At 48.4% G+C, this 25812-nt stretch carries 26 protein-coding genes; 10 read left to right on the top strand and 16 right to left on the bottom strand.

The annotated features are described in order from the left end of the window. Positions 1–118 precede the first annotated feature (118 nt). The 7 genes from ABIC15_RS07250 to ABIC15_RS07220 form a co-directional block, all read right to left on the bottom strand. Positions 119–1642: a cardiolipin synthase gene (locus tag ABIC15_RS07250; protein ID WP_354020253.1), complete on the bottom strand. Its 1524-nt coding sequence runs from the start codon at positions 1640–1642 to the stop codon at positions 119–121. A gap of 103 nt (positions 1643–1745) precedes the next feature. After that, entirely contained in the window at positions 1746–2870 is a 1125-nt protein-coding gene (locus tag ABIC15_RS07245; RefSeq protein WP_354020251.1) for a GTP-binding protein, read from the bottom strand. Positions 2871–3019: 149 nt separating this feature from the next. Then, a complete protein-coding gene (locus tag ABIC15_RS07240) occupies positions 3020–3889 on the bottom strand; it encodes an alpha/beta fold hydrolase (RefSeq protein ID WP_354020249.1) in 870 nt (289 codons plus the stop codon). A 12-nt stretch (positions 3890–3901) separates the two neighbouring features. Next, positions 3902–4348, bottom strand: a complete 447-nt coding sequence (locus ABIC15_RS07235) for a DinB family protein (RefSeq protein WP_354020333.1) — start codon at positions 4346–4348, stop codon at positions 3902–3904. Next, positions 4345–4857, bottom strand: coding sequence for a GrpB family protein (locus ABIC15_RS07230; protein WP_354020247.1), 513 nt, complete (start codon positions 4855–4857; stop codon positions 4345–4347). Before ABIC15_RS07230 ends, ABIC15_RS07235 begins: the two co-directional genes overlap by 4 nt. A gap of 89 nt (positions 4858–4946) precedes the next feature. Continuing rightward, positions 4947–7664 (bottom strand): bifunctional 2',3'-cyclic-nucleotide 2'-phosphodiesterase/3'-nucleotidase, encoded by a 2718-nt coding sequence (locus ABIC15_RS07225; protein WP_354020246.1) that lies wholly within the window; start codon positions 7662–7664, stop codon positions 4947–4949. Positions 7665–7871: 207 nt separating this feature from the next. Beyond that, entirely contained in the window at positions 7872–9266 is a 1395-nt protein-coding gene (locus tag ABIC15_RS07220) for a hypothetical protein (protein ID WP_354020244.1), read from the bottom strand. Between the two features lie 162 nt (positions 9267–9428). Here ABIC15_RS07220 and ABIC15_RS07215 point away from each other — a divergent pair, with 162 nt between their 5' ends. Both ABIC15_RS07215 and ABIC15_RS07210 read left to right on the top strand, forming a co-directional pair. Next, positions 9429–9767, top strand: a complete 339-nt coding sequence (locus ABIC15_RS07215; RefSeq protein WP_041261562.1) for a hypothetical protein — start codon at positions 9429–9431, stop codon at positions 9765–9767. Continuing rightward, a complete protein-coding gene (locus ABIC15_RS07210; RefSeq protein WP_354020332.1) occupies positions 9707–10462 on the top strand; it encodes a phosphotransferase in 756 nt (251 codons plus the stop codon). Before ABIC15_RS07215 ends, ABIC15_RS07210 begins: the two co-directional genes overlap by 61 nt. Before the next feature lie 181 nt (positions 10463–10643). On the opposite strand, the gene adhE is transcribed toward ABIC15_RS07210, so the two are convergent. Further along, a complete protein-coding gene (gene adhE, locus ABIC15_RS07205; protein ID WP_354020242.1) occupies positions 10644–13238 on the bottom strand; it encodes a bifunctional acetaldehyde-CoA/alcohol dehydrogenase in 2595 nt (864 codons plus the stop codon). A 333-nt stretch (positions 13239–13571) separates the two neighbouring features. Here adhE and ABIC15_RS07200 point away from each other — a divergent pair, with 333 nt between their 5' ends. From ABIC15_RS07200 to ABIC15_RS07180, 5 genes are all read left to right on the top strand, one after another. Beyond that, complete coding sequence (locus ABIC15_RS07200; protein ID WP_012370131.1) at positions 13572–14123, top strand: beta-class carbonic anhydrase; 552 nt, start codon at positions 13572–13574, stop codon at positions 14121–14123. 151 nt (positions 14124–14274) lie between these two features. Then, the gene (locus ABIC15_RS07195; RefSeq protein WP_354020240.1) at positions 14275–15597 is read left to right on the top strand and encodes a Na+/H+ antiporter family protein; all 1323 of its coding nucleotides are present in this window, start codon (positions 14275–14277) and stop codon (positions 15595–15597) included. A gap of 213 nt (positions 15598–15810) precedes the next feature. After that, positions 15811–16404 carry an undecaprenyl phosphate transporter UptA gene (uptA, locus tag ABIC15_RS07190; RefSeq protein WP_318930084.1) on the top strand — a complete coding sequence of 198 codons (594 nt, stop codon included), beginning with the start codon at positions 15811–15813 and terminating at the stop codon, positions 16402–16404. A gap of 58 nt (positions 16405–16462) precedes the next feature. Further along, entirely contained in the window at positions 16463–17332 is an 870-nt protein-coding gene (locus tag ABIC15_RS07185; RefSeq protein ID WP_354020238.1) for a hypothetical protein, read from the top strand. A 191-nt stretch (positions 17333–17523) separates the two neighbouring features. Beyond that, positions 17524–18888 (top strand): amino acid permease, encoded by a 1365-nt coding sequence (locus ABIC15_RS07180; protein ID WP_012370127.1) that lies wholly within the window; start codon positions 17524–17526, stop codon positions 18886–18888. Positions 18889–18934: 46 nt separating this feature from the next. Here ABIC15_RS07180 and ABIC15_RS07175 read toward each other — a convergent pair whose 3' ends face one another. From ABIC15_RS07175 to ABIC15_RS07165, 3 genes are all read right to left on the bottom strand, one after another. Beyond that, on the bottom strand, positions 18935–19066 hold the full coding sequence (locus ABIC15_RS07175) for a hypothetical protein (RefSeq protein WP_354020236.1): 132 nt from the start codon (positions 19064–19066) through the stop codon (positions 18935–18937). Between the two features lie 38 nt (positions 19067–19104). After that, positions 19105–19374 (bottom strand): ATP-binding cassette domain-containing protein, encoded by a 270-nt coding sequence (locus tag ABIC15_RS07170; protein ID WP_012370126.1) that lies wholly within the window; start codon positions 19372–19374, stop codon positions 19105–19107. A gap of 116 nt (positions 19375–19490) precedes the next feature. Next, entirely contained in the window at positions 19491–20312 is an 822-nt protein-coding gene (locus ABIC15_RS07165) for a transporter substrate-binding domain-containing protein (RefSeq protein ID WP_354020234.1), read from the bottom strand. Positions 20313–20516: 204 nt separating this feature from the next. On the opposite strand from ABIC15_RS07165, the gene ABIC15_RS07160 reads away from it, so the two are divergent. Then, positions 20517–21158 (top strand): SDR family oxidoreductase, encoded by a 642-nt coding sequence (locus ABIC15_RS07160; protein ID WP_214848490.1) that lies wholly within the window; start codon positions 20517–20519, stop codon positions 21156–21158. 44 nt (positions 21159–21202) lie between these two features. Here the strand turns inward: ABIC15_RS07160 and ABIC15_RS07155 are convergent, their stop codons facing one another. The 3 genes from ABIC15_RS07155 to ABIC15_RS07145 form a co-directional block, all read right to left on the bottom strand. Further along, positions 21203–22231: a YhgE/Pip domain-containing protein gene (locus tag ABIC15_RS07155; protein ID WP_012370123.1), complete on the bottom strand. Its 1029-nt coding sequence runs from the start codon at positions 22229–22231 to the stop codon at positions 21203–21205. A gap of 74 nt (positions 22232–22305) precedes the next feature. After that, positions 22306–22728: a MarR family winged helix-turn-helix transcriptional regulator gene (locus tag ABIC15_RS07150; protein WP_012370122.1), complete on the bottom strand. Its 423-nt coding sequence runs from the start codon at positions 22726–22728 to the stop codon at positions 22306–22308. Between the two features lie 125 nt (positions 22729–22853). Next, positions 22854–23597 carry a nuclease-related domain-containing protein gene (locus tag ABIC15_RS07145; protein WP_354020232.1) on the bottom strand — a complete coding sequence of 248 codons (744 nt, stop codon included), beginning with the start codon at positions 23595–23597 and terminating at the stop codon, positions 22854–22856. Positions 23598–23719: 122 nt separating this feature from the next. On the opposite strand from ABIC15_RS07145, the gene ABIC15_RS07140 reads away from it, so the two are divergent. Then, positions 23720–24034: a hypothetical protein gene (locus ABIC15_RS07140; protein ID WP_012370120.1), complete on the top strand. Its 315-nt coding sequence runs from the start codon at positions 23720–23722 to the stop codon at positions 24032–24034. 154 nt (positions 24035–24188) lie between these two features. Here ABIC15_RS07140 and ABIC15_RS07135 read toward each other — a convergent pair whose 3' ends face one another. After that, positions 24189–24614: a hypothetical protein gene (locus ABIC15_RS07135; protein WP_012370119.1), complete on the bottom strand. Its 426-nt coding sequence runs from the start codon at positions 24612–24614 to the stop codon at positions 24189–24191. Positions 24615–24829: 215 nt separating this feature from the next. Continuing rightward, entirely contained in the window at positions 24830–25222 is a 393-nt protein-coding gene (locus ABIC15_RS07130; RefSeq protein WP_354020229.1) for an RrF2 family transcriptional regulator, read from the bottom strand. A gap of 172 nt (positions 25223–25394) precedes the next feature. Between ABIC15_RS07130 and ABIC15_RS07125 the strand changes: the two genes are divergently transcribed. Beyond that, a complete protein-coding gene (locus ABIC15_RS07125; protein WP_354020228.1) occupies positions 25395–25688 on the top strand; it encodes a hypothetical protein in 294 nt (97 codons plus the stop codon). The last annotated feature ends 124 nt before the right edge of the window (positions 25689–25812 follow it).

The raw sequence follows: 25812 nt of genomic DNA, 5'->3' as shown, positions 1-25812 counted from the left end.
AAAAATGAATGTGCAACCGATTACACTACTAGTGTATAAGAGTTGTTGTTCCCGTTTCAAGTCACAACTAATCAAAAAACGCACCAAACCCCTGAAAAAAAGGGTGGTGCGCTTTGGATCACAACAATGGTGAAATCAAACGGGAGAACGACTCAAAGATTCGGAACCGCATCGGCCGCTTGACATAATCCGCCGACGACAACTGAATCGAGACATCGAAATCATCGATGAAATCGCGTTCGAGCCGGGCGGCACTCTCGGAATCATACATAAAGGCCATCAATTCATAGTTCAGGACGAAACTGCGGATGTCCATGTTCGCCGTTCCGACGACGGCAATCTTTCCATCGACCAAAAACAACTTCGCATGTACGAAATGACGGTTGTACGTATAGATTTTGACACCGTCACTCAGTAAAGGACCGAAGTACGAACGCGTTCCGTAGTAGGACGTAAAACTGTCTCCCTTACCCGGTGTCAGAATCCGGACGTCCAGTCCGGCACGGGCCGCAAGACGGAGCAGTGTCATCGTCTCGTTATCCGGAATCAGATACGGCGTCGAAATCCAGATTGAGCGCTGGGCCGAGATGATGGCGGCAATCAACGCGTTCCGGATCGCCGGATCTTTTGAGGTCGGTCCACTCGTCACGACTTGAACCGCACCGTCCGACTCGACATCGTGTTTCGGGAAGTAATGTTCGATTGCCCCTTCGCCGGCAAACGTCTCCCACGTATCACTGCCTTCGAGATGAGCGTAAAGCCAATCATCGAGGAATGTCGCCTGCAACTCCTTGACGGCCCGTCCTTCCAGCCGCAAGTGCGTATCGCGCCAAAAGCCGAACTTCTTACTTTTGCCGTCGTACTCGTCGCCGACGTTCAGACCACCGGTAAAACCGATTTTACCGTCGACGACAACGATTTTCCGATGATTGCGGAAGTTCGCTGTGAAGATGAACAACGGACTCGAAATCGGATCATAAGCGGCAATCTTCGCCCCGGCTTCCCGGAGCGGTTTCAAAAAACCTTCGCCAAGCATGTAACTGCCGAGCCCGTCAAACATGAACCGTACTTCGACTCCGGCGTTCAACCGGTCAATCAGAGCTTCCCGGATCGCCTGTCCGGTCTCGTCATTCCGGTAAATGTAGTACTGGATGTGGACATGGTGCTTGGCGGAGCGAATCATCCGGAGAATTTCCGGGAACGTCTCATTGCCGTTCGTCAGGATTTGACTGGCTGTATGGACATCAACCCCACCGCCGCCAAAGTTGCGAATCGTATTGGCAAGCTTCAGGTGATTCGGCGGCAACTCACTGACCGCGAGCGACCGGACGGGACGAATCGCTTGTTTGAGCAACATCCGTTCATCGTGCGACCGCCTGTTCCGGCGACGGCGGCGCGGATTGCGCCCGAACATCATCCATATGATGACACCGAGAATCGGTAAGAAGATCAAAACTAAAAACCAGGCAATCGTCGACTCCGCCGTCCGGTTTTCGATGAAAATGATCATGATGACGGCCAAGGGTACGACGGTCGCGGAAATCGTCAGGACATAAAATAAATAACCTAATTGATATAGTCCCCAAATGATTCCACCGGCAACCAAAAACACGAGCGCGAATTGTAAAATCCGATTGCGCACTAGATTTCCCCCTCTGTAACGTACTCTGTTCTTCTATTTCCCTGTCTTCTCTAAAAATATAGCAAAAAAAGAAACCACGGATGTGATTTCTTGAAAAGTTGACCTATTTTGAAAAATTCATGTCATACATCTCGCGTCCCGGAATCGGATCCTTCAGGCTGGCCCAATCCGTTTCATGCTCTTGAACGAGGCAGGCGTCAAACTTCGCTTCGAGTGTCTGCTGATCAAAACTAATGCCGATCAAGACGAGTTCCGTCCGGCGATCCGCAACCGATTCAAAACGTCCGGCATATTCCATGTTCGAGGCGTATCCCGCCTGGTGGAACAGCAAGGCGATTTCCGGGCGCGTCGCGAGATAGACAAAGCCTTTGGCACGGACGATTTCTTCCGGCCAGGCCTCAATCAAGGCGAGCAACCGTTCGGGATGAAACGGAATATCCCGCTTGTAGACAAACGAACTGATGCCGTATTCTTCTGTTTCCGGAACGTGTTCCTCAGCATTCAGCTCACGGATCCAGCCGGCGCTTGCTGCCGCCTGTTCGAAGTCAAACAGATTGACGTCAAGAATCTCAGCCGGATCGACTTGCCCGTGGGTCGTCTCGATCAGTTTGGCAATCGGATTGAGTGCCTTTAAGTAGCCGATGACATCATGTTTCTCCTCGTCTGTTAACCGATCAATCTTGTTCAGCAAAATGATATCCGCGAACTCGACCTGATCGACGAGGAGATCGACGACTTCCCGGACATCCGTCTCGTCGACTGCCTGTTGCCGCTCAATCAACGATTCACCGGACTCAAAGTCTTTCAGAAAACGATAGCCGTCGATGACCGCCACCATTGCATTGATTTTCGTCGTTTCCGTCAAATCAATCTGACTGTCTTCGTCATGATATGTAAACGTCTGGGCGACCGGAATCGGTTCCGAGATCCCGCTCGATTCAATGACGATGCCATCGATATCGCCTTGATCAACGAGACGCCGGACTTCGAGTAACAAATCGTCCCGCAGCGTACAGCAGATGCAACCGTTCGATAGCGTCACGAATGATTCTTCCGTCCGTGAAAAGCCGCCTTGTTCAATCAACACGGCATCAATGTTCACTTCACTCATGTCGTTGACGATGATGGCAAGCTTGCGTCCTTGGCGGTTATTCAACAGATGGTTTAATACAGTGGTCTTGCCGGCACCCAGGTAGCCGGACAAGACGGTAATCGGAATCGGATTCATATACAGTCTCCTTTTTAAATCGGAATCATTACGTTTTAAATAGTAATCGTTCCGGTTTAGACTGTCAACTGCTGTTTCACAACATTATAAAATCCCCGCTTCCGTGACGGCTCTCGACGCGTCATGAAAACGGGGTATTTGGGTCAAACTTATTTAAAAAAGGCGTTTCGGATCAAGCTGACGATTGTTGTCGCAGCCTCTTCTGAAAAACCGGCAATCGTGTAATGATTCGTATTTGGAATGACGTGGAATGCCGCGTCCGGCAAACTGGCGGCAAACCGTTCATGCGCAGCATTAATCCGCTTCGTCAGTTCCGGATTCAGCCAGTTCTCAGGCATTCCGCCGGCCCAGTCCGATGCGGATAATACCAGAACCGGCGGCGTAATATGCTCGACGACTTCCAGGACGTGCTGATTGTTCGCTTCGACCGCCTGCCACTCATCCAGCGTCCCCCGCCAGTGATTTTTCCGCGCCATGTTCCGCCACATCGGAATCCGGTCGGCTTCCGGCAGACTCGTGAACATTCGCGCTCCGAGATCATCCGGAATCAGCCAGGCGAGTGGCCGGACATGACTTAAGACATACAAAAAGCGGTTCCACTCTTCTTGCGTCCGCTCGTACCAGTTCGGCAGTTCCGCATCGACTTCCGGATGCGACGGATCAAGCAGGACAATCCCTGCCGTCTCGTCCGGTCGGCGGCGTCCGAGTTCAAGCGAAATATAGGCGCCGAGCGAATGCCCGATGAAGACAAACGGACCTTTAATCCCAAGCAACGCCAAAACTCGTTCCAGTTCGTCCGCTTGTTGCGTAAACAACCGTTTCGTTTTACCACGGGTCGATCGGCCGTAACCAAGCCGGGAATATTCAAAGACTCGTCCCTGCTTCAACAATTCCCCGCGGAGCCAACCCCACTGGTAATGACTCGACATCATCCCGTGATCGAGAATGAACGTGACATTTCCCTTCCCGGTCAATCGTGTATCGAACCGGCCGTCTGCCGTATCTACAATCCGTTCCATTAAAATCCTCTCCTATTCAAACAAATCCAGCTGGATGTCATACCCAAGCAGGTTTAAGTAATCGAACAATTGTGACCGGTGGTGGTACAAGTGGACAGCTGCTTCCAGCAGCCAGCCGGTCGAACTGTCAGAGACGCCCCAGTAGGTCGTCTCCGCCGCAAAGCCGTTCTCAAGCCGATCCTGATAATACCGCCACGATTGGTCCAGCCGGTCAATCAGCTGACCGGACGGCACGGGAGCGGCATAAAACTGTGCCATCTCGTCCGCCGTCGCTCCGGTCGCGATCCGTAAATCGGCTTCGAGTAGGACTGCGAGATGGACCGCGACTTCATAGACGGACCGTTTGCCGGGAATCGGACGTTTATCCCAGTCCTCCGGCTGAATCAGTTGAATCAACGCACGGGTCGTCCGGACCCCGACACCAACATGCCGGTCAAGTGCCTGTTGCCAGTCCGTCATTGTGACCACCAGGCCAGTGCCCGCTGCTCCATCGTTTTGACGAAGCTGTCCTTGCCGGCAATGTAGGCGCTGATGTCTTCCGGATACTGGTGTGCCTGGCGTTCTTTGATTGTACTGTAGGCTTCGACTTCCTCCGGGTGCTGCCGCAAATAATCCCGGAAGACGACGTGGCGCATGATTTCCGGATTGCCGTCCGCATAGAGATGAATATGGTGTGTCCGGTTGTCGCCGCCTTTTCGGTAATAGCGGCGACCCGACATCCCGAACTCCCCTTTGGTTTCATAGCCGATCTGTTCCATCGCCGTGTCAAAAGCTTCGATCCCGTCCAGTGAATCGACGACCGGCAGGATATCGAGAATCGGTTTCGCTGATAATCCCGGAACCGATGTACTGCCGATATGATGGACCGCAAGCAGACGGCCGCCGAAAATCGTCTCCAACTGCTCTTTTTCCTGTTGAAACGCCTCCGGCCAGGACGACTGATATGGTGTGACGATGACTTGCCGCATGGTATCCTCTCCCCTCTTAACTAGTATGCCAGTTTTTTCCGCAAAACCAAAACGGCTTCTCACATGAGAAGCCGTTTTGGTTTGTTGTCTTATTTTTTCGTGATGAAGTAACGCGATTGATCGAGACGGTCCGATGCTGTGTAGATGTTCATTTTGTATGAACCCGTCGCAAGACCTGTCCGCATTTTCAGGACGTAGTTGCCGTGGTTGTCGGCAACGTCCTGGGCAATCAATTTGTAGCCGCTGCTTGTTTTTTCGAACAAGCGGACAATTTGACGTTTTTCCACTTTGCCCGTCAATGTCTTTTTACCCGCCCATTTTTTGACCGGATACGTATTTTTGATTGTAAATGACGCTTTTTTCGTGATTTTGTTTGAGATGTCCGTCGACTTGACTGTGTACGTACCCGTCATCAGACCGTTTTTGACCGGAATCTTGAAGCCGCTTGCCGTCGTTTTCGCTTTCGCGATTTTTGTCGACCCTTTATAAAGCGTGACATCGAGTCCTTCTGTCGCTTTTCCTGTTAAGACCGTCGAACCGTAGACGGCTGACTTCTTGTCGATGGCCGGCGTCGCCACGACACCTGTTCCGACAGTAACGCTTGTTTCTGTTTTCATGAAGCTGAGTTCTGAGACGACCGTCAACTTGTCGCGCAATTTGAGCGGACGTGTCACGATTTCGTATTGACCAGCTTCGTTTGCTGTTGCTGTTCCAAGGACTTTGTCACCGAGTTTGACCGTAACTTTCGCACCTGGAACGGCTTGTCCTGTGACGACTTTTGCACCCGGTTTGACTGCTTTTGCTGAGACCGTGAAGTCTTTCATCGGCACGTCGAGTTTGAACTTCAGGAACGTTCCTGTCTCACCGGCACGTTTTTCCCCTGTGTTCGTGATGCCTTCATAACGTTTCGTGTAGTCTGCTGCTGCTTCGGCTGAATCGAAGTCGACCGTAATCGGTTTACTTGCAACGAGTGACCAGTTGTTGTCCGCTTGATAATCAACCGGCTGTTTTGCTTTGATGAAGTCCGAGATGACGTTGCGTGTTTCATAAGCCGATTTGTAGACGATTTTCTTTCCTTGACCAAGGCCCGGGAAAGTCGCACTGCCGGCTCGGTAGTTGTTGGTAGCGACAAGGAACTCCTGATTGTCCTTGATTTCCTTGCCTTGGTACTTAATGTTTTGAACGCGGCTTGCGTCTTCCTTGACGACCACCCCGTTATAGTCAAACTTCGCCGGTTTCGTGATATCGATGTCGTATGTCAAACCATCGAGAATATCGAAGTTGTAGCTGCGGAAGTCTTTGTTCAACAAATCTGTTTTCGCATCTGTCACTTCATTGAATTGACCGGCTGACATTTCGAGCCAGTTTTTGACGTCGGCACCCGTCACTTTGACAACTTCGAGTGTGTTCGGATAGACATACAGATCGGCGACGTTTTTCAACGCGATCGGACCTTTTTTGATCAACGTATAGTCAGACGCATTGACTTGATTGCGCCCGCCTGTTTTAAACGGTGCGCCGGCAGATAAGAGCGGTAAGTCTTTGTACTGAGCGAGATCCGCATTTTCTTTGAGTTGTTTTTCGACGTACCATTTTTGAGCATTCGTGACGAACTGGACGGAATCATCATCCTGAACAAGCGCAAAGAAGCTTTGGATGTCGTCATTGATCGTTCCGACTTGCTGGCGGATGTAAGCGAGTGTGCCTTCATGCGCTTTTTCAATCAATTTGACGGCACCGGCATCAGCCACTGTATCTTTCGTGACGTCTGCCAGTTTTGATCCGGCTGTATCGACGACCCACTTGTCACCGTCTTGCTTCAATTGAAGATCGATGACACCGACGTTTTTCCCTTGTGTGTTCGCCATGACAACCGGTTTCCCGTTGATAAGACCGTTTGCTGCGTCAACGTTCGGCAAGTTGTTGAATGCTGATGTCTTGTCCGGGAACTTCCCGTGCTGGTGACCTGTCATCAAGACATCGATGTCTGCGATTTTTGTCAACGCGTATCCAACATTTTCATCGCCGTCTTTTTGATCCGGTGTATCACCGATTCCTGTGTGCGCAAGTGCGACGACAACGTCAGCACCGGCGTCTTTTAATTTCTTCGCCGTTGCTTTAGCGACCGGCACGATATCTTCCGCTGTCACTTTGCCTGTCAGATTGCCGGCGTCCCACGCCATGATTTGTGGTGTAACGACTCCGAAGACACCGACTTTGACCGTTTTCATCTGACCGTTCTGGTCTTTGACTTGACGTTCGATGATTTGGTAATCCTTGCCGTCCGTGTTGAACTCAGACACGATCGGCTTTTTCGTAACGGCATCGAGCACGTTCGAGTTGACGAATTTGATTTCGCCGCTTGAGGCTTTCATCGCTGACTTCAGGAAGTCGAGTCCGAAGTTGAACTCATGGTTTCCGAGTGTGACGGCGTCATAACCGATGTATTCCATCAGCTCGTACATCGGGTGTTTCCCTTTGTTGCCTTTGTCGTACTGATTTTTGACGTAATCGCCGAATGGTGTCCCCTGTAACGTATCCCCGTTGTCGAATACGAAGCTGTTGGCTTCGCCGACGACGTTTTGTTCCTGTTTGATGACGGTTGCCGCTTTGACAAGACCAATCGTCTCATCTTGCGCGTCCTTGAAGTAATCGTAGTTCATTGAGTTTGTATGTAAATCAGTGGTCTCTAAAAAACGAAGTTTGACGACGCTGTTATCGGCAGCGAGTGTCTTGACTTGAATGACGGGTGCAAGCATCGGTGCGATCAACGTGCTGGCAATGACGATTTTTGTGACTTGTTTCATCTGATTTCCCCCTAAGTATAAATGACTGCTCAACTAATTTAACACGCTTTCATTGTAGCTTATAGTGACTTTGTATAGGTCGGACATCCGTCTTATTTAACCTGCTTAACTAATTCCAAATACTGGCTTAATAATCTTCAAAATGGCTTTACATGACAAAAAAAACGTTAATCGGCTGTGTTTCATCCGATTGACGTTTTCTTAGAATCAAGCAGTCGGTTTTCGTTTAATGACAAATCCGATCAATCCGGCAATCAGCGCCATCCCGGCAGCATAAAGCGGTGTCAGTCCGGCCGGTTGCTGGGAAAACTGCAACAAGGCTTCGTTACGCCAAGCGACCGTAAAGTCCGCCGTCGTCGCTTGTGCAACCAGGAAACTGGTGACTCCGACAAGGAGCGCAAAAACAATCGGATCGAGAATCGTCTTGAACGCCCGGATACTGACAAGCAGATAGAGAATGAACGGTATCAGAATCAGGACCCAGTACGCACTCTCCGAGTCAATCGGCTCCGGCGTGACACCCGCCGATTCGGCATCAAGTGCTTGAATCGTTTGCCTTGCGATACCGTAATCGACCGGATCGAGGTTCAGCTGAGTATCCGATAAATCGGGCCGTTCGCCGCCAAGAATCGTCAACAGTTGCTCCGTCACCCGGTCGGTATCAACTTCTGCCAGAACATCCTCAATCGATTGATTTAACTTTCCGGTCGAGGTCTCCCCGTTCAGCATCGTCACCGGTACATCAACATCTGCTCCAAGAAGATTTGCTTTGTAGGCAACCTGTCCGCCGTGCAACAAGTCGTACATGCCGCCGCTGCCGGCATCAAGACTGGCGACCGTCAAGGCCGTCCGAAGGGCCGAATCGCCGTCATACTGTGTTTCATCGGTAACGACGAGATACAGCTGGAGACAACTCGCAAACATCAGGACAAGCAGGCTCCCCCGGGCGGCCGCTGACAAACCGGATAACCCTTGCGGATAGAGAGCCAGATAACTTAACGCAATCACGATGCCGAGCGCGAGCAATCCTTGCGTCAAAACACCGTCCTGGAACGATAAAAAGGAAATCGAGTCACTGCGCTGTACGAGGATAAACCAGCCGATCCACGCCGTCACTAAAAAACTGACGGACCGGATTGTCCAGCCGAGCCGGTTCGCTTTGATCCGCATCAGTAAAAAGAGGATAAAAACAAATACGATACCGAATACAGACAGCAAAAGGGAACCATATGTCACGTCAAACGTCAGCGGTGACAAGACTTGATTCAAATCAATTCCAAAGATCGACAGGACATCTCCGGCCGAACTGGCACCGAGCACCTGATTGATGATTGCTTCCCGGACGGCACCCGGCATCGTCACGTCGAGTCCGCCGACGAACAGCAGCATTAACGTCACCGTCACATCATTACTGCCCCAGGTAACATCCGCGTCTCGCATCTGCGCAACGAGTGACTGATAATCACTGGAGGATTCGATTTGTCCGGTCACAAGTGTCATCAGACCATATAAGACGGCAAAGAAAATCAGACCGAACCCGATCCCTAGTACGAAATCCAAAATCGAGAAACGCCTGTTGCTCCGCTCTTGTCGTTGTTCCATCGCCAATCCCTCCTTTTCCTTTGTTTGATTATTCCTGTTCTGTCTCATTCAGAAACGCCAGTCGTCTTATTTTTACGACGATTGGTCATTTCTGTACGCTATACTTTAATTATAACCAATTATGGATGGAAGAGAGATTTCAATTCCACGAGGAGGAATGACGTGTCATTAACAGAAAAGCATACGACATTATTTGAAAAAATCAGCATTCAACTGGAACTCGGTCTAATTTTAACGGAGCCGACTGCACTGTCCGGTGGTCTTTTGCACCAAATGTTCCAGCTTCAAACTACGAGCGGAACGTATGCGATTAAGTTACTAAATCCATCCATCCTCTCCCGACCGAAGGCCCGGCAAAACTTCATCGATTCGGAACGGATTGCCACGGCTTTACAGCACGAAGCTCTGCTCTCCCTGCCCTTTCGTTTCACGGTTCCGCCCTGCAACATATTGAGACACACTACTATCTCGTCTTTCGCTGGGTCGACGCCGTCATGTTGACGACGCATCAAATTACAGCGGACCACGCCGCAAAGATCGGTAAACAGTTGGCGCATATTCACTCCGCCGACCTGTCCTCATTGCAGATTCAACAACCGCCCGAATCATCAGAATCCGGCGTATCGTGGGACGAGTTTGTAGAACACATCCGGTTGCAAGGACTGACAGCATTAGATCCTGTCACGACGAACCTGAGACAAATTAAACGTTGGGCCGACGTTTCCTCTGTCGCCATGGAACAATTGACAGGAACTGTTGTCCTCAGTCACCGTGACTTGGATGCAAAAAACGTTTTATGGAAGTCCGGTCTACCGGTGCTGTTCGACTGGGAATCAGCTGGCTACATTCATCCGATGCACGATTTTGTGGAAACGGCTCTCTATTGGTCGCTCGACGAGAATAATCAACTACACGATCTGCATTTCGAGGCTTTTGCAAAGGAATATGTTTCAACAGGTGCAAAACTCCATTTTCCAATTGAACCGGCTTTGTCTGCCGGTTACGCTGGTAAGCTCGAATGGCTCGCCTATAGTTTGTCAAAAGCGCTTCGCCTTGAGCCCGTAGACGATCAAGAGCAACAAGTCGCCGTTCAACAGGTACTCGAGACGTTAACAGCGCTAAAAGATTACGAAGTGCTTTGTCCGTTAATTGAAGAGCGGTGGATTGATCTAACAATGGATTTAGATATAGATTGAGCTTGACGCAATCAAAAAAGATTGTTGAAAAGAGTTGAAAAGAGTTGAAATGAACAACTACAGGAATCCGTCTGAATCAAAAATACATCCGTTTCCCTTTATGATTCAGAACAGACGAAAGCCTTGCCTCCGTTGACCGGAAGCAAGGCTCTTTTTTATTGCCATGATATTTTTCTCTCTATTAGATACCTTCGTAGGCAAGTTCCATGATTTGACGAAGTTCCGTCACAAGCGGCATTTTCGGATTGGCGGTTGTACATTGATCTTCAAATGCATCGACGGCCATCTTATCGAGCTTCGCTTCAAAGTCGGCTTTGTTGATGCCTTGGGCTTTAAACGACATCTTGATGTTGAGGCGTTGTCCGAGCTCACTGACGGCTTGAATAAACGACTCGACGCCTTGTTCTGTCGTTGCTGCCGGTAGACCGAGGTAACGGGCGATTTCCGCATACCGTTCATCCGCGATAAACGACTCGTATTTCGGGAAAGCAGCCAGTTTCGTTGGTTTTGTTGCATTGTAACGGATGACGTGCGGCATCAGAATCGCATTTGTCCGACCGTGTGGTGTGTGGAACTCCCCACCGATTTTGTGAGCGATTGAGTGGTTGATGCCGAGGAAGGCATTCGCAAACGCCATTCCGGCCATCGTTGACGCATTGTGGACTTTTTCGCGTGCTTCGGCGTCTGAACCGTTATCGTAAGCACGTGGCAAGTACTCAAAGATCATCTTGATTGCTTTTAACGCCAGTCCATCCGTGTAGTCGTTCGCAAGGACAGAGACGAAAGCTTCTGTTGCGTGGGTCAAGACGTCCATTCCGGTATCCGCCGTGATCGAAGCCGGTACCGTCATGACGAACTCCGGATCAACGATTGCAACGTCTGGTGTCAACGCATAGTCAGCAATCGGATACTTGACGTTTTTCTCTTTATCGGTGATGACGGTGAACGGTGTGACTTCTGATCCCGTACCGGAAGTTGTCGGAATGGCGACAAACTTCGCTTTGTTCCCGAGTTCCGGGAACTTATAGGCCCGTTTGCGGATATCCATGAATTTTTGACGCAGGTTCGAGAATGTTTCGTTTGGTTGCTCATAGAATAACCACATGCCTTTCGCAGCATCCATCGCCGATCCGCCACCTAGGGCGATAATCAAGTCCGGTTTAAAATCACGCATTGCTTGGGCACCGACTTGAACGGTCGTCACGGATGGATCTGGTTCGACTTGGTCAAAGATCCGGTAGCTGACGCCGGCCGGCAAGTTACGGATGACTTTGTCGGCATAACCGAACTCAACCATTGATTGATCAGTGACGATTAACGCCCGTGAGACATTTTGAATCGATTTCAAGTATTGAACCGAATTTTTTTCAAAGAAAATCTTTTCTGGTACTTTGAACCATTGCATGTTCACGCGTCGTCTCGCCACCTTCTTGACATTGAGTAGATGTTTCGCCGTAACGTTTTCAGAAACCGAGTTTTTCCCGTATGATCCGCAACCGAGTGTCAGCGATGGTGTCAATTCGTTGTAGAGATCGCCGATTCCGCCGTGTGCTGACGGACTGTTGACGAGAATCCGGCAGGCTTTCATCCGGAGACCAAACGCTGTCATCAACTCATCATCCGTCGTATGAATGACGGCCGTATGACCAAGTCCGCCGATTTCAAGCATCCGTTCTGCGACATGGAAGGCATCATTTGTCGAAGCGACACTGTATGCACCAAGAACCGGACTTAATTTTTCATGTGACAACGGTTCTTCCGCTCCGACTTTCTCGAGTTCTGCGACAAGCATGACCGTGTTGCCTGGAACATCGATACCGGCTTGCTCGGCGATCCAGGTCGCAGGTTTCCCGACGATGTCCGCATTGACGGCACATGTATCGGTTTTGATGACAAGTGCTTCGAGGCGTTTTTTCTCATCCGGTGTACAGAAGTAGCAACCGAGGGCTTCCATTTCGGCCCGGACTTCGGCATAAATCTCTTGATCGACGATGACTGCTTGCTCGGACGCACAAATCATTCCGTTATCAAATGTTTTTGAGAGAACCAAATCACTGACGGCACGTTTGATTTTGGCTGTTTTTTCGATGTAACACGGTACGTTACCCGGTCCGACACCAAGCGCCGGTTTTCCGGTCGAGTAAGCGGATTTGACCATGCCTGCTCCGCCTGTTGCAAGGACCATCGCGATGTCCGTGTGGTTCATCAAAACTTTTGTTGCTTCAAGGGACGGTTGTTCGACCCACTGGATACACTCTTTCGGTGCACCGGCTTTGACGGCCGCATCCCGTAATGTTTTCGCTGCTTCGAGGGAACAGTTTTGAGCCGATGGGTGGAACGCGAAGATGATCGGGTTCCGTGTTTTAATCGCAATCAATGCTTTGAACATCGTGGTTGATGTCGGATTCGTCACCGGTGTGACACCACAGACGACACCGACCGGCTCTGCGATATACGTCAGACCGTTTTGGACATCCTCTTCCAAAATCCCGACCGTTTTTTCGTTGCGGAGACTGTTGTAGATGTACTCTGTCGCAAACATGTTTTTGATCATTTTATCTTCAAAGACACCACGACCTGTCTCTTCGACCGCAAGACGGGCAAGTTCGACGTGCCGTTCGAGACCGGCGAGCGCCATGTCGCGGACGATCGTATCAATTTTCGTTTGATCAAATGTCAACAATTCTTGAAGTGCCGTTTGGCCTTTCGAGACGATTTGATTGATTGCTTGTTCGACAGGTGTGACTTCTGATTTGATTTTTTCTTTGACAGCCATGTTAGGTTTCCTCCCTATTTTGGAACGAATCTGAGTCTGCAATTCCCTATTAGATGTTAGGAATGCCAAGCTGATTTTAAATAGTTTGTGCTTTCCTTCACAAATCAATCATACCGCCTTTTGTTTCATTTGTGCATGACTATCCTGTGAACTATTTCACATGAATGAGAGCGTTTTCATCGAAATGACCTGTTCTGACATAACGGTCCGTCTTTTCAAGCACTCGCTGTGATAACTGTCACAGCAATCGATGAATCTGCTTGTCTGACCAATCGTTCATCGTGTACGCTAGGAATAGTTCCATCATTCATTTGTCTTAAAGGAGGAAGTTTCATGTCAGTCGTTAATCAAATGCTTGCGTTTAATCAACAGTTCGTCGAAGAGAAACAATACGAACCATTCATCTCGGATAAGTTCCCGGATAAGAAGGTTGTGATTCTGACCTGTATGGATGCGCGTTTGACGGAGCTCCTTCCCCACGCACTTGGTCTCAAAAACGGTGATGCGAAAATCATCAAAAATGCCGGGGCCGTCCTGTCCCATCCATTCGGATCCGTCATGCGGTCGATTCTCGTCGCCCTCTATGCTCTCGGAGCGGAAGAAGTCATTGTCATCGGACATCATGACTGCGGCATGAGCACGATCGATCCGGCGAAGATGATTTCCGAAATGCAGGACCGCGGCATCAATGAACAGGTCTTGCACACGCTCGACGCTTCCGGCGTCGACTTGAAGCAATGGTTACGCGGCTTCACATCGGTCGAGGAAAATGTCAGCCACTCGGTCGGATTAATTAAAAATCATCCGTTGTTGCCGCCGGGTACAGAAGTTCACGGACTCGTCATCGATCCGGGAACGGGTAAACTCGACCAAGTCGATTGCTGAATCACGTCTTAATGAAGAAGAAAGGTATGACCGGTCTCCGCTTGACGCCGGTCATACCTTTTTCATGTTTTTTTCTTGACAGTCAAAAGAACGGTCTGTATGATACTTTAGTATAGTACAGTGATACCAAAAGAAAGTGTGGTTTTAGTTCATGTTTAATGCCGTCATTATTGCCGTTGCTCTATTATTTATTTTAGCCATCTTCCGTGTCCATATCGTCCTCGCGATGGTGCTCAGTGCCGTCGCCGGTGGATTGATCGGTGGTCTCGGAATCAACAAAACGATTGCGACATTCGCGGAAGGACTCGGAGCCGGTGCAGAAATCGCCCTCAGTTATGCCCTGCTCGGAGCGTTTGCCGTCGCCTTGTCGAAAACCGGACTTCCGGATGCCTTGGCACACGCTTTGATCAAACGGTCAAAAGGATCGGCTGACGCCGCGTCGGTCAAGAAGTTAAAAGGCTTTATCGTCTTTGCGATTCTGTTGCTCGCGATCAGCTCGCAAAACGTCTTGCCGATTCACATCGCCTTCATCCCGATCATCATTCCGCCGCTACTCGGTCTCTTTAATGAAATGAAGATTGACCGGCGCTTGATCGCGATCGTCATGACATTTGGTCTTGTTACGCCGTACATGTTCCTGCCGGTCGGTTTCGGAGACATCTACTTGAACCAGATTCTCCTGCCGAACATCTCGAAAAACGGGATGGATACAGCGGGTGCGTCCGTCATTCAGGCGATGGCGATTCCGGCACTCGGGATGCTCGTCGGTCTGTTGATCGGTCTGTACGTCTACCGGAAACCGCGTGAGTACGAAATGCGCAACATCGCGCCGGACGATTATGAGATTCCGGTCATCACGAAAACGAAATTGTTCTTAAGCGGACTCGTTGTCCTGGCGACACTGGCTGTCCAGTTGACGACCGAGTCGATGATTTTCGCCGCAACGACAGGTCTTGTCCTGTTCCTTCTTCTCCGTCTCGTCCGCTTCAGCGAAGCCGAAGATGTCATCACGCGCGGGATGCGGATGATGTCGTTCATCGGATTCGTCATGATTTCAGCGAACGGCTTTTCAAACGTCCTCCGGAAAACCGGTGACATTGATCCGCTCGTTGAGAACTCCAAAGCCTTGATGGGTGATTCGCAACTCGTTGCCGCTTTCGTCATGCTGTTGATCGGATTGCTCGTCACAATGGGGATCGGTTCAAGCTTCTCGACCGTTCCGGTCATCGCTGCGATTTTCGTTCCGCTCTGTGTTCAGTACGGATTCAGCCTGGAGGCGACGATTGCCATCATCGGAACGGCCGGTGCTCTTGGTGACGCCGGAAGCCCGGCATCCGACTCGACACTCGGTCCGACCAGCGGACTGAATGCCGACGGACAACACGATCACATGCGGGAAACGGTCATTCCGACGTTTTTGCACTACAACCTGCCGTTACTCGTTTTCGGAACGATTGCGGCGATGGTGTTATAAGAAGGATGTATTCAGGAACCAATGCCTTGACCGGTGTTGGTTCTTTTTTAAAGAATTTTTACTTCATTAACCGTTTCCCACCTTCCCGTTTCCCACCTTCGAATAAACATGCTTGCTACATATTTGTTTCACCAGATTAAAGATTTTTTCTTCCATTTTCCGACTTTCTTCTCTAATATAAAGGAATGAAGTGAAGCTGAAGGAGTGTTATATGTGTTATCTCAAGTTGTAAATAACGTTTTATTATATCTTGCTGACTTAGGGTATTTCGGAATCGCTTTAGGATTAATGATTGAAATCATTCCAAGTGAAATCGTCTTATCGTATGGCGGATTCATGATTTCCCAAGGAACGATCGGTTGGCCGCTTGCCGTCGTCGCTGCCGTCATCGGCGGTTTGCTCTCGCAACTCTTTTTATACTGGTTCGCCCGTTACGGTGGTCGGCCATTGATCTTAAAATACGGAAAGTACCTGTTGATCACGGAGCACCATCTCGATCTCGCAGAACGCTGGTTCCTGAAATACGGACAAGGCGTCATCTTCGGAGCCCGTTTCATCCCGGTTGTCCGCCATGCAATTTCGATTCCTGCCGGTCTTGCCAAAATGGACCAGACAAAATTTTCACTTTATACGATCCTCGCCATCATTCCCTGGTCGATTCTTTTCCTCTACCTCGGTGAAACGCTCGGAACAAATTGGCGCTCCATCAAGGAAGTAGCCGCACCTTATACGAATGGTGTCCTGATTGCTGCTGTCGTCATGATTCTCGTCTATGTCTTCCTGAAAAAGCGTCAACGTACAACCTAATTCAAATTTTGCAGTCTGTCCCCGCGGCAGACTGTTTTTAAAAAAGGAGCGACTTATCTTGGATACTTCCAACACATTAAAAATCCACCTCGACCGCGTGACAGCGTCTCAAGTTACCGGAAAACATGTTGCTACAGGACTGACGATTTCAGGACAAATCATGATGATTGAAGAAATTTACGATTCAAAGCGACACCGGGATGTACTGCACGTCCACCGTCTGCATGACCAGTGGCGGACCACGACGATCGTCGCTCAGGCCGAAACGGATTTCAGTTATGTCGACTCGTTTTCCGACGGACGGATTCTGCTCGTCGCTTCCCGTTGCGACGATGATATCGACGGCTCCTGGTTGCCGAACGCCTTTATCTATAATCCAGCCGGGCATCTGCTCGACAGCTATTGTCTCGATGATGGGATTCAAAATGTCCACATCGATGAAAAAGATCAGATTTGGGTCAGTTACTTTGATGAAGGCGTTTTTGCCGATAGTGCAACTACTTCGATTGGTTCATTCGGTTTGGCTGTTTTTAATGAGGTTGGACAAGTCATTTATAAGAACAAGGATTATCCGATTGACGATTGTTATGCACTGAACGTCTGCGGTTCCGACGATGCCTGGTTTTTCTATCATCCGGATTACCGCGTCGTCCATCTGCAGGGGGAACGCAGTACGAGCTACCAGGTTCCGACACGTCATTTCTCCGACTTTGTCGTTCAGGGCGAATATTTAATTTCGACCGATAATGAGCATACGTACCTGTTGCAACAGGAAGGTGATGCCTATATGGAGAAGGCCCGGATTCTGTTCGAGTCGGAAAAAGGAACGCCGTTGCAGGGAACAATCAAGATGCGTCAAAATCGGATCGTTCTTTCGACAGACACCCGTCTGTATGCCGGAACATTTACGAATTTCATCCCGGAATAATCATCGTCGAATCCCTTCGTTGGAGGTGGTTCGATTTTTTTCATTTCTTTTCATTTTCACAACAAAATTAAAAATGTTTTCAGAAAAAGCTTTCTATTCTCTTTTTTAAAATAGTATACTCATGGTTATAGTGTTTCGAACTGGTCTTACAAGTTCGATAGTCATCAATTTTTTGCTACATGGGGGTACTTATGGAATCGAACTTAAAACGCGAACTGACAGCACGACAAGTACAAATGATTGCTCTTGGGGGGACGATTGGCGTTGGTCTGTTTTTAGGATCGTCGAGTACGATTGCCTGGACCGGTCCATCCGTCATTTTGGCCTATATGTTTGCAGGTGCCTTTATCTTTTTAATCATGCGGGCCTTAGGTGAGATGGTCTACACCCATCCACATACGGGATCATATGCAAAGTTTGCCAATGATTACATTCATCCGGCTGCCGGCTTCATGACAGCAAGCAGCAACATCTTCAACTGGGTCATCGTCGGAATGAGTGAAGTCATTGCCGTCGGTGCCTATATGCGCTTCTGGTGGCCGGATTTACCGACCTGGATTCCCGGTGTCGTCGTCATCGTCATCCTGACGCTTGCGAACCTCGCCTCGGTCAAAATGTTTGGTGAACTCGAATTTTGGTTCGCCTCCGTCAAAGTCATTACAATCATCCTGATGATCATTGCCGGTCTCGGTCTCATCCTGTTCGGTTTCGGAAATGACGGAACGCCGATCGGCTTCTCTAACCTCTGGTCGCACGGCGGCTTCTTCACGAACGGCTTCAGCGGTTTCTTCTTTGCCCTCTCGATCGTCTTCGCCTCCTACATCGGCGTCGAACTGATCGGTGTGACAGCCGGGGAAACGAAGGATCCGGAAACGAACATCACCCGGGCGATCAACGGTGTCATCTGGCGGATCCTGATTTTTTACGTCGGGGCCATCTTCATCATCGTCACCGTCTATCCGTGGGATCAGCTGGCCGATATCGGCAGTCCGTTTGTCGCGACTTTTGCCAAAGTCGGCATCACGGCGGCGGCTGCCATCATCAACGTCGTTGTCATCACGGCCGCGATGTCCGGATGTAATTCGGGTATCTTCAGTTCCAGCCGGATGATTTATACGCTCGCCGAAAAAGGGCAGATGCCGTCGCTGTTCCTGAAGGTCAATAAAAACGGCATTCCCTTGTATACGGTGCTTGCCGTCTCAGCCGGAATCTTCGTCGGTGTCATTCTCGACATCGTCCTGCCGCTGTTCCTCGGGAAAGACACGAACATCTTTGTCTATGTTTACAGTGCTTCGGTCTTACCGGGAATGGTACCCTGGTTCGCCATCCTGATCAGCCACATCCAGTACCGGAAAATCGAAGCGGACCGGATCGCCGATCATCCGTTCAAGATGCCGGGCGCACCCTTCACGAACTACATTACGATTGTCATGCTGCTGATCGTTCTCGTCGGGATGTTGTTCAACGATGAGACACGTGTCTCGATTTTGATCGGAATCGTCTTCTTGATTCTATCCGGCATTTACTACATCGTCCGCACACCTAAATCGTTTTAAACAGAAACGCTGCTTCCGGCTTATTCAGTCGGAAACAGCGTTTTTGTCATTTCTTCAAGGCTCCGCGCGCATTGAGTGCCGCAAAGACGACCATCGCAATACTCAGCACGGCGGCGACGAGGACGCCGTGCGTATAAACACTCCAGTCAATCGTCGGACGTAACACGACCGCCCGCATTCCTTCCCTTGCAACACGAGTAGCTCCTCCCCGTCAAATCATTGTCGATCCCGGTTTCCTGCAAGGCGACACCCATTTGCAACCGCACATCCCTTTTGATTTCGCTTGATATCGTATCCGTTGATCGTTGCACTGCCGGACGAGAACGCAATCAGCGTCGTCAGCATTTGAACAGTCGTGGATTTACCGGCACCGTTCGGTCCCAAAAAGGCAAAAATTTCTCCTTGATCCACATGAAAGGAAATCTGATCGACGACTTTTTTACCGTTGTATTCCTTCGTCAGCCGGTCCACTTCAATCATCTTCATCCGTCCTTCCTCTAGTCGGACAATTGTTCCGTCACTTTCTTATCTTTACCCGCTTTTTTATTGATCGCACAAAAAAGGACAAATCCAAAACTGGATTTGCCCTTCAGTTTCTTCAGTCATATGACATCCTGGGCGACTGAAGCGACACACCATTTTCCTTTTAATTCCTTGATCCGCTCTTTTCCTTCATATGAATTCATCCATAGATTCATCACGTCGAGGACTTCCGTCTGACGGTCCTGGATCAGATAACTTTTTTCAGCCGGAATCCACTTTTCATGGATCTTCGGCGCACCGAGCCGCTGATCGAGCGACGCATAGTAAATCGCTTCGACCGTGTCGGTGATCATGACATCAACTTCTCCGGCCGCAACTGCTGCCGGGATGGTCAGGTTATCGGCATACATGACGATACAGGCCTGATCAAACGTCTGCCGGACGAACTGTTCATTTGTTCCGCCCGGATTTAAGCCGATTGTCACATCAGGCTGGTTGATGGCTTCAATCGATGTTAACAGATCGAGGTCCGTCGCCCGGACAAGCGGCGTCTTTTGAAACGACAGGTAGCTTTTCGTAAAGTCGCCGACGATTTCGCGTTCGATGTTTTTCGTGACGCCGCCGACGACCATATGAAATTTCCCGGCACGTAGATCACGGGTCAGTGTTCCCCATGTCGTCGGGACGAATTCGACTTCGAGTCCGGCGACTTCCGCAAACGAGCAGATGACATCAATGTCGAACCCTTCATATTGGTTGGTCTGACGGTTCAGGTACGTAAACGGTTTATAATCTCCGGTCGTTCCGACGACAATCTTTTTTGTTGTGAAGACATTTTGTTTACCGACGCTGAATGAACCCGTCGCATTCTTTAATCGTGTCGCTATCATGAGACCGGAAAGCAACAGACTTCCTCCAAGTGCCAATTCTCGTTTATTCACTCTGTCCGCTTCCTCTCTCTGTCTGACGCTGTGTTTTTGTATAATACTCAAAACAGTATCATATTGTTCTAACGGTTCCAACAACTTTTTGATTATTTCGTCAAAAAGCGGCGATGTTCTCTTGCCAAGCCCTCTTGATTGCAGGATACACGTACTTTCTTCCATACTGACAAAGAACGAATCAACGAATGGGAGGAATGGAAGATGAGTAACGTATTCATTATTGGAGCAAACGGAAAAGTCGGTCGTCAGGTAGCGAAACAATTAAGCGGATCGAGTCACGACGTCCGCGTCGGATTACGTTCAAAGGAACAGTATGCCGATTTTGAATCTCTCGGGGCAACACCGGTCGCTCTCGATTTAGAGCACGGTGTCGCATCGATTCAAGATGCAATCCAAGGCAGTGACATCGTCATCTTTACAGCCGGATCCGGCGGTCACACCGGCGCGGATAAAACCATTTTGATTGATCTTGACGGAGCGGCAAAAGCAGTTGCGGCAGCAGAAGGAATTCAAGCGAGCCAGTTCATCATGGTCAGCGCCTTAAATGCCGACTCGCCGGAAACGTGGTCCGACAGCATGAAACCGTATTACGTCGCGAAACATTACGCTGATCGTCTGTTGCGTGAAAGTTCACTTGCCTATACGATTCTGCGTCCGGGCGGTTTGAAAGATGAGGCGGGTACAGGTGCGGTCACAACAGATCCGACTTCAACGGACGAAACAACGATTGCCCGGGAAGACGTCGCCCGCGTCGTCGTCGCCTCGATCGGTCAACAGTCGGCGTACCACCAAACGATTCCGTTGCTAACGGGTGACACAGCGATTGCTGAATTGTTTGCTTAACTAAAAAACGAGCTGATCCGATTGGATTAGCTCGTTTTTTTGTTTCAGGAAGCCTGTTTGACCTCGACAACATGTGCCTGTTCCCGGCGAACCGCTGTCAAAATCAGTGTGACGATAAGTGTCACGAGCAGCATAACCACCAGTCGTAAGAGGTAGGTCGAGATATCACCGTCAAAATACAGCAACCGGGTCAAACCGCCGACGGCATTCGGAACCGGCAGATAATGACCAATCGTTTGGTAAAACGGGGCCAGCATCGAAGACGGAACGATATTTCCCGCCGTCATTAACTGAAACGGAATCAAAGCAACGTTCACAAGCGGTGCAATCGGACCAAAAATCGTGAAGTTCATCTGAGTGACGCTGATACACGTTGCTGTCAGCAACAGTTGGAACGCCCATACTTTCAAGAAGGATGTCTCGATCTCGGCAAAGGCAAACGCAAGCGATACCATGACGAGCGGAACAACCAGCAGGACGATTCCGTGCAACAGTTGTTTACTCCAAAAGAGTGACCATTTTGAAAAACGTTTTTGGAGAATTTGTGTCACGAGATTAAATTGAATTCCCATCGTCATGACAGCAATATAAATCACGAAGCCCAGTAACAACGGCAACATCGACATCGAGAAATCGGACACTTCATGCTCGATGATGATGTCCGAACGAATAGCCGGCTGACCGTTTACCCCTTGCGAGATTTCAGCTGTCGCCTGTTTCAGAATACCGTTCGCGAACTCGGCATTTGCCTGATTGACGTGAAACGTCATCTGTTTTTGACCGGTCAAATCGGCAGCAAGCACCATCTCGACGTTTCCGGCATCGAGTTGTTTCAGACCTTCCGTTTCGGACGAAACGGCTTTGACGGTAAACGGACTATCCGCTTTGAGGTTTTGATATAGTCCTTCCGTCGTCGCATCTTTGACGACAGCGACCCGTAACTGATCCAACCGGTCCGTCGCGCCGTGGTAACCGGTCATCCAGACGACAAGGAACAAGACCGGAACAATCAAGGCAAACATTAACCCGACTTTTGTTTGTGTAATCGACCATACTTCTTTAAAACTCTTCATGTAATCCGCTCTCCTTTTATATATGCATTACTTATAATAGCATGTGCAACTATCAGTTCAAAAAGAGAAACCACTTACGTCACATTTTTGTAAATGGTCTCGAGTGTCTTGATGAATTGTTTAATCTCTTTTTTCGACAGACCGGAAAACGCCTGCTGCTGCAGTTCATCGAGTGTCGGTTCGAGCAGCTGAATCGTTTGGATACCTTCTTTCGTCGTCAACAAAATGAAGGCTCTCCGGTCTCTCGGATCCGCCGAACGAATGACAAGCCCTTTCTTGACCAGCTTGTCGAGGATTTTTCCCACTGTCGTCTGATCCCGCTCGGTCGTCAACGCCAACTGTTTTTGCGAGATGCCTTCCTGCTTATGCAGCTCACTCAACACTGAAAATTGTTCCGGTGTCAAACCATGTTGTTCCATCCGTTTCGTGGCCGCCCGTTTAAAAGACAGATAGCTGCGTGACAATTGCATACCCAGTGACCAATCCGCTTCTTTCATGAAGACTCCCCACTTTCGGAATAATAGTTGCACTACTTATTAATTGAACTTATTTACTATATGCCGGAAATTGTGGATTGTCAAACCGTTTTCTTTAAGTCAATTATAGAATCATAGTTCAACAGTTAAGACGTAAACGATTTAATCGACTCGATATGCGCATCCTTCACTTCTTGTTTAACTTGGGATTGTTGCTTGAGTTGCTCATAGACCGCATCGACCTGTGCTGGTGTCAAACGATCGACAGTCGCCAGTTTCTTGATGGCCCGCCGTAAGTCATTCCGTTTGATGACATGGACGTGACTTGAGTCCACCGTAATTTTTTTAAGTTCACAACGTTCACCGAAGACGATGACCGACTGGAATACGTCTTCTACGACCATCGCCTCCAAAAATCGTTCCATGCTCTTCAGGTGTTGTTCATTTTGTTTGATCGGATTGTAAAACTTTTGTTTATAGCGGTTTTTAAACATCTGAGTCCACTGCTGGTCCGCTTCTTTTCCAAAAATCCAGCCGCTGTAATTTTTCGACTCGAGCACGTAAATGCCACTCTCGTGGATAAACGTCACGTCGATTTCCGTCAGACCTTTGCCGCGTGCTTTTGGCAGATAGGTATTCATGACGAATTTCCCGTATCCGCCGACTTTTTCAAGTTGCCGGGTCGTTAAATATTCTCCCCAGATCCCTTTGTCACGGACGGCCTTCAGAAACCGTTCTTGTGTAACCTGCTTGTATGTACTCTTCTCAAACGACCGCCGGCGGAAATAAAATAAACTGCCGAGCGTGACGACAAACCCGACAAACAGGATACTCCCTGAAAGAAGTAATATCGGAATCAACGCAGCTAACAAATCTTCCACACTTTTCATTCCTTTCTTTTTCAAACCCTTAATTTTCCACTATTTCAGAATAAACGGTATTCTTTTCAATTTCCACTAATTGTTATATCATTTTTAGTATGATACGGTAAACAAAAGGAGGCTTCTTTCATATGGACTCATTTTTATCGATTTGGTTGCCTTTGATCCTCTTGATCATGTTCTGGCAATCCGTATCTCAACAACTGGCAAAGCAACGGGTCATGCAACAACAGCTCCTGCGCGAAATGACCCGGATTCAGGAACACCTCGGGATGACGGATGCAGCAAGCAGTCATACCTTACTCAATGAACAAATCAAGCAGCTTCTTGCTGATTATCAGACAGTCGAAGCCGTTAAACTCGTCCGGGAAACGCTTGGTTATCCGTTACTGGAAGCAAAACAATATGTCGATGCGTTCAAAGATACCTCGTCCGAGAATCGTTAAATGAACAACAGGCAAGTCCTCCGTTATTTCGGAAGGCTTGCCTGTTGGCATGTTCAACGGACTTGTTCCAGCAATCCTACATGATTACTGCACATTTCAGTTTTTCGAACGTGATCTTTATATATAAAATGGCTTGCACCATTTTTATTCAGCGTTAGTCTGATTCAAATTTCTGAATCAATTGATCGATCTGGCGAACAAATGGCAGGATATCTTTCTCATCCGTCATAATTCGGTGTAGTACTTCTTTTCCTTCAATATACAAATAAGCATGATGACAATTTGAGTTTGTCTCTTTCGTCAAGCAAGCGGTTAAAAGATGATTCGAATGGTGTAGTGTATGTGCAGCTAAATGAATCAATTCCTTCGTTAACACTTCCCTTGCTTCATCTGTCGCCTCTTCCTCGAACAAACGGACAAGGGGTTCTAACAATTGAGCTTTGGTTGTAGACCGCAACTGTGCGTATCGAATCTCAACCGTTATGTTTTCAGACTGCTCTTTTTTCTCGACAAGAAATAAGGGAGGTCTGATTATGGTCTTGATAACGGATGTGAATGTGTCAATGGTGATTTCAGACATTCTGGAAACTCCTTTCTGACAGAATTCAAGTTATGATTATTCCGGATGAGGACATCGAACGAAAGAAACCACTTTGGTTCCCTGTTTTCATCCGAAATCAAGTATACCATTTACCGGTTTTAAGATGGGATTTTGTCACCTGTTTTAAATTAAAAAACACGCTACAGAATTTTACCAATCTGCAACGTGTTTTAAACCACTTTTCTTTTACTCTTTTAATTCACCTGAATCAAATCCTGCAACGAATATGCTTTTAACGCTTCTGAAAATTGGAGAAACGCATAATCAAACGCTTCTTTCATATTTTCCAGATTCTCATCTTCATGGATTTCAGGAAGACTTTCAAGATATGAGACCTTTTCAAACAATTGCACGATTTCGCCTAATGTAATCTCTGACGGATCTTTCGCCAGCTTAAAACCGCCATTACGTCCTTGATAGGACGTGATGAGTCCGAATCTGCTTAGTGCATGAACAATCTTCATCAAATGATTTTTCGAGATATCGTAATAATCGGCGACTTCTTGAATTTGAACGAGTCGAGTCGGGTGAAGAGTCGTAAACAATAGTACTCGAATCGCATAATCCGTCGATCGAGTCATTTTCATTATTTTCACCTACTTTGCTCTCTATACCGTTTATAGTACCGAAAAAAAGATACAAGATATAGTTTTAAGTGTTTCGGAATATGCCGATTTTTTTACCGAAAGACGTTTCCCGAAAACATGTACAGGAAACACTGAATATATGCAGAACGTTTTTTGGAAGGAGCTCTTGCAGATGAAATTTTTAAGCGGTACGGAATTTTTACTATTTATTGAAAAACAATTTTCGAAAGATCGGTACCGGATTGATTCGACCTATTTGACGGCAAATTCAGCTAAGCTCTCTATTTTCCAACGCGATTTTTCAGAAGAACGGATCATGGATATCGAATATTTATTGTTTTTACCGACACTTGAGAAACGAATTTTCATACGAGGCGTCCGCCATCCGTCTAATTTTCAGTTTTTCTTGAAGAGCTTCGAACCGCTGGATGAATTAGTCGGACCGATCCGTCAGTTAAAAAATTAAACTCCCGCCTGCAGTGTCCCTGTTCCGGCACTCAAAAATTTTGAATGACGTTCAGTTGATGAATCGGGTCACAACCTCCCTATAACATGTATAATCATAGTATGTTATTTAAACAGTGACCTTT

Origin of the sequence: Exiguobacterium sp. PvP048, from assembly GCF_040549175.1 — a bacterium.
GTDB lineage: Bacteria > Bacillota > Bacilli > Exiguobacteriales > Exiguobacteriaceae > Exiguobacterium_A > Exiguobacterium_A artemiae.
The sequence above is the reverse complement of the archived record's forward strand: the minus strand, read 5'-3'. Positions and strand labels throughout refer to the sequence as shown.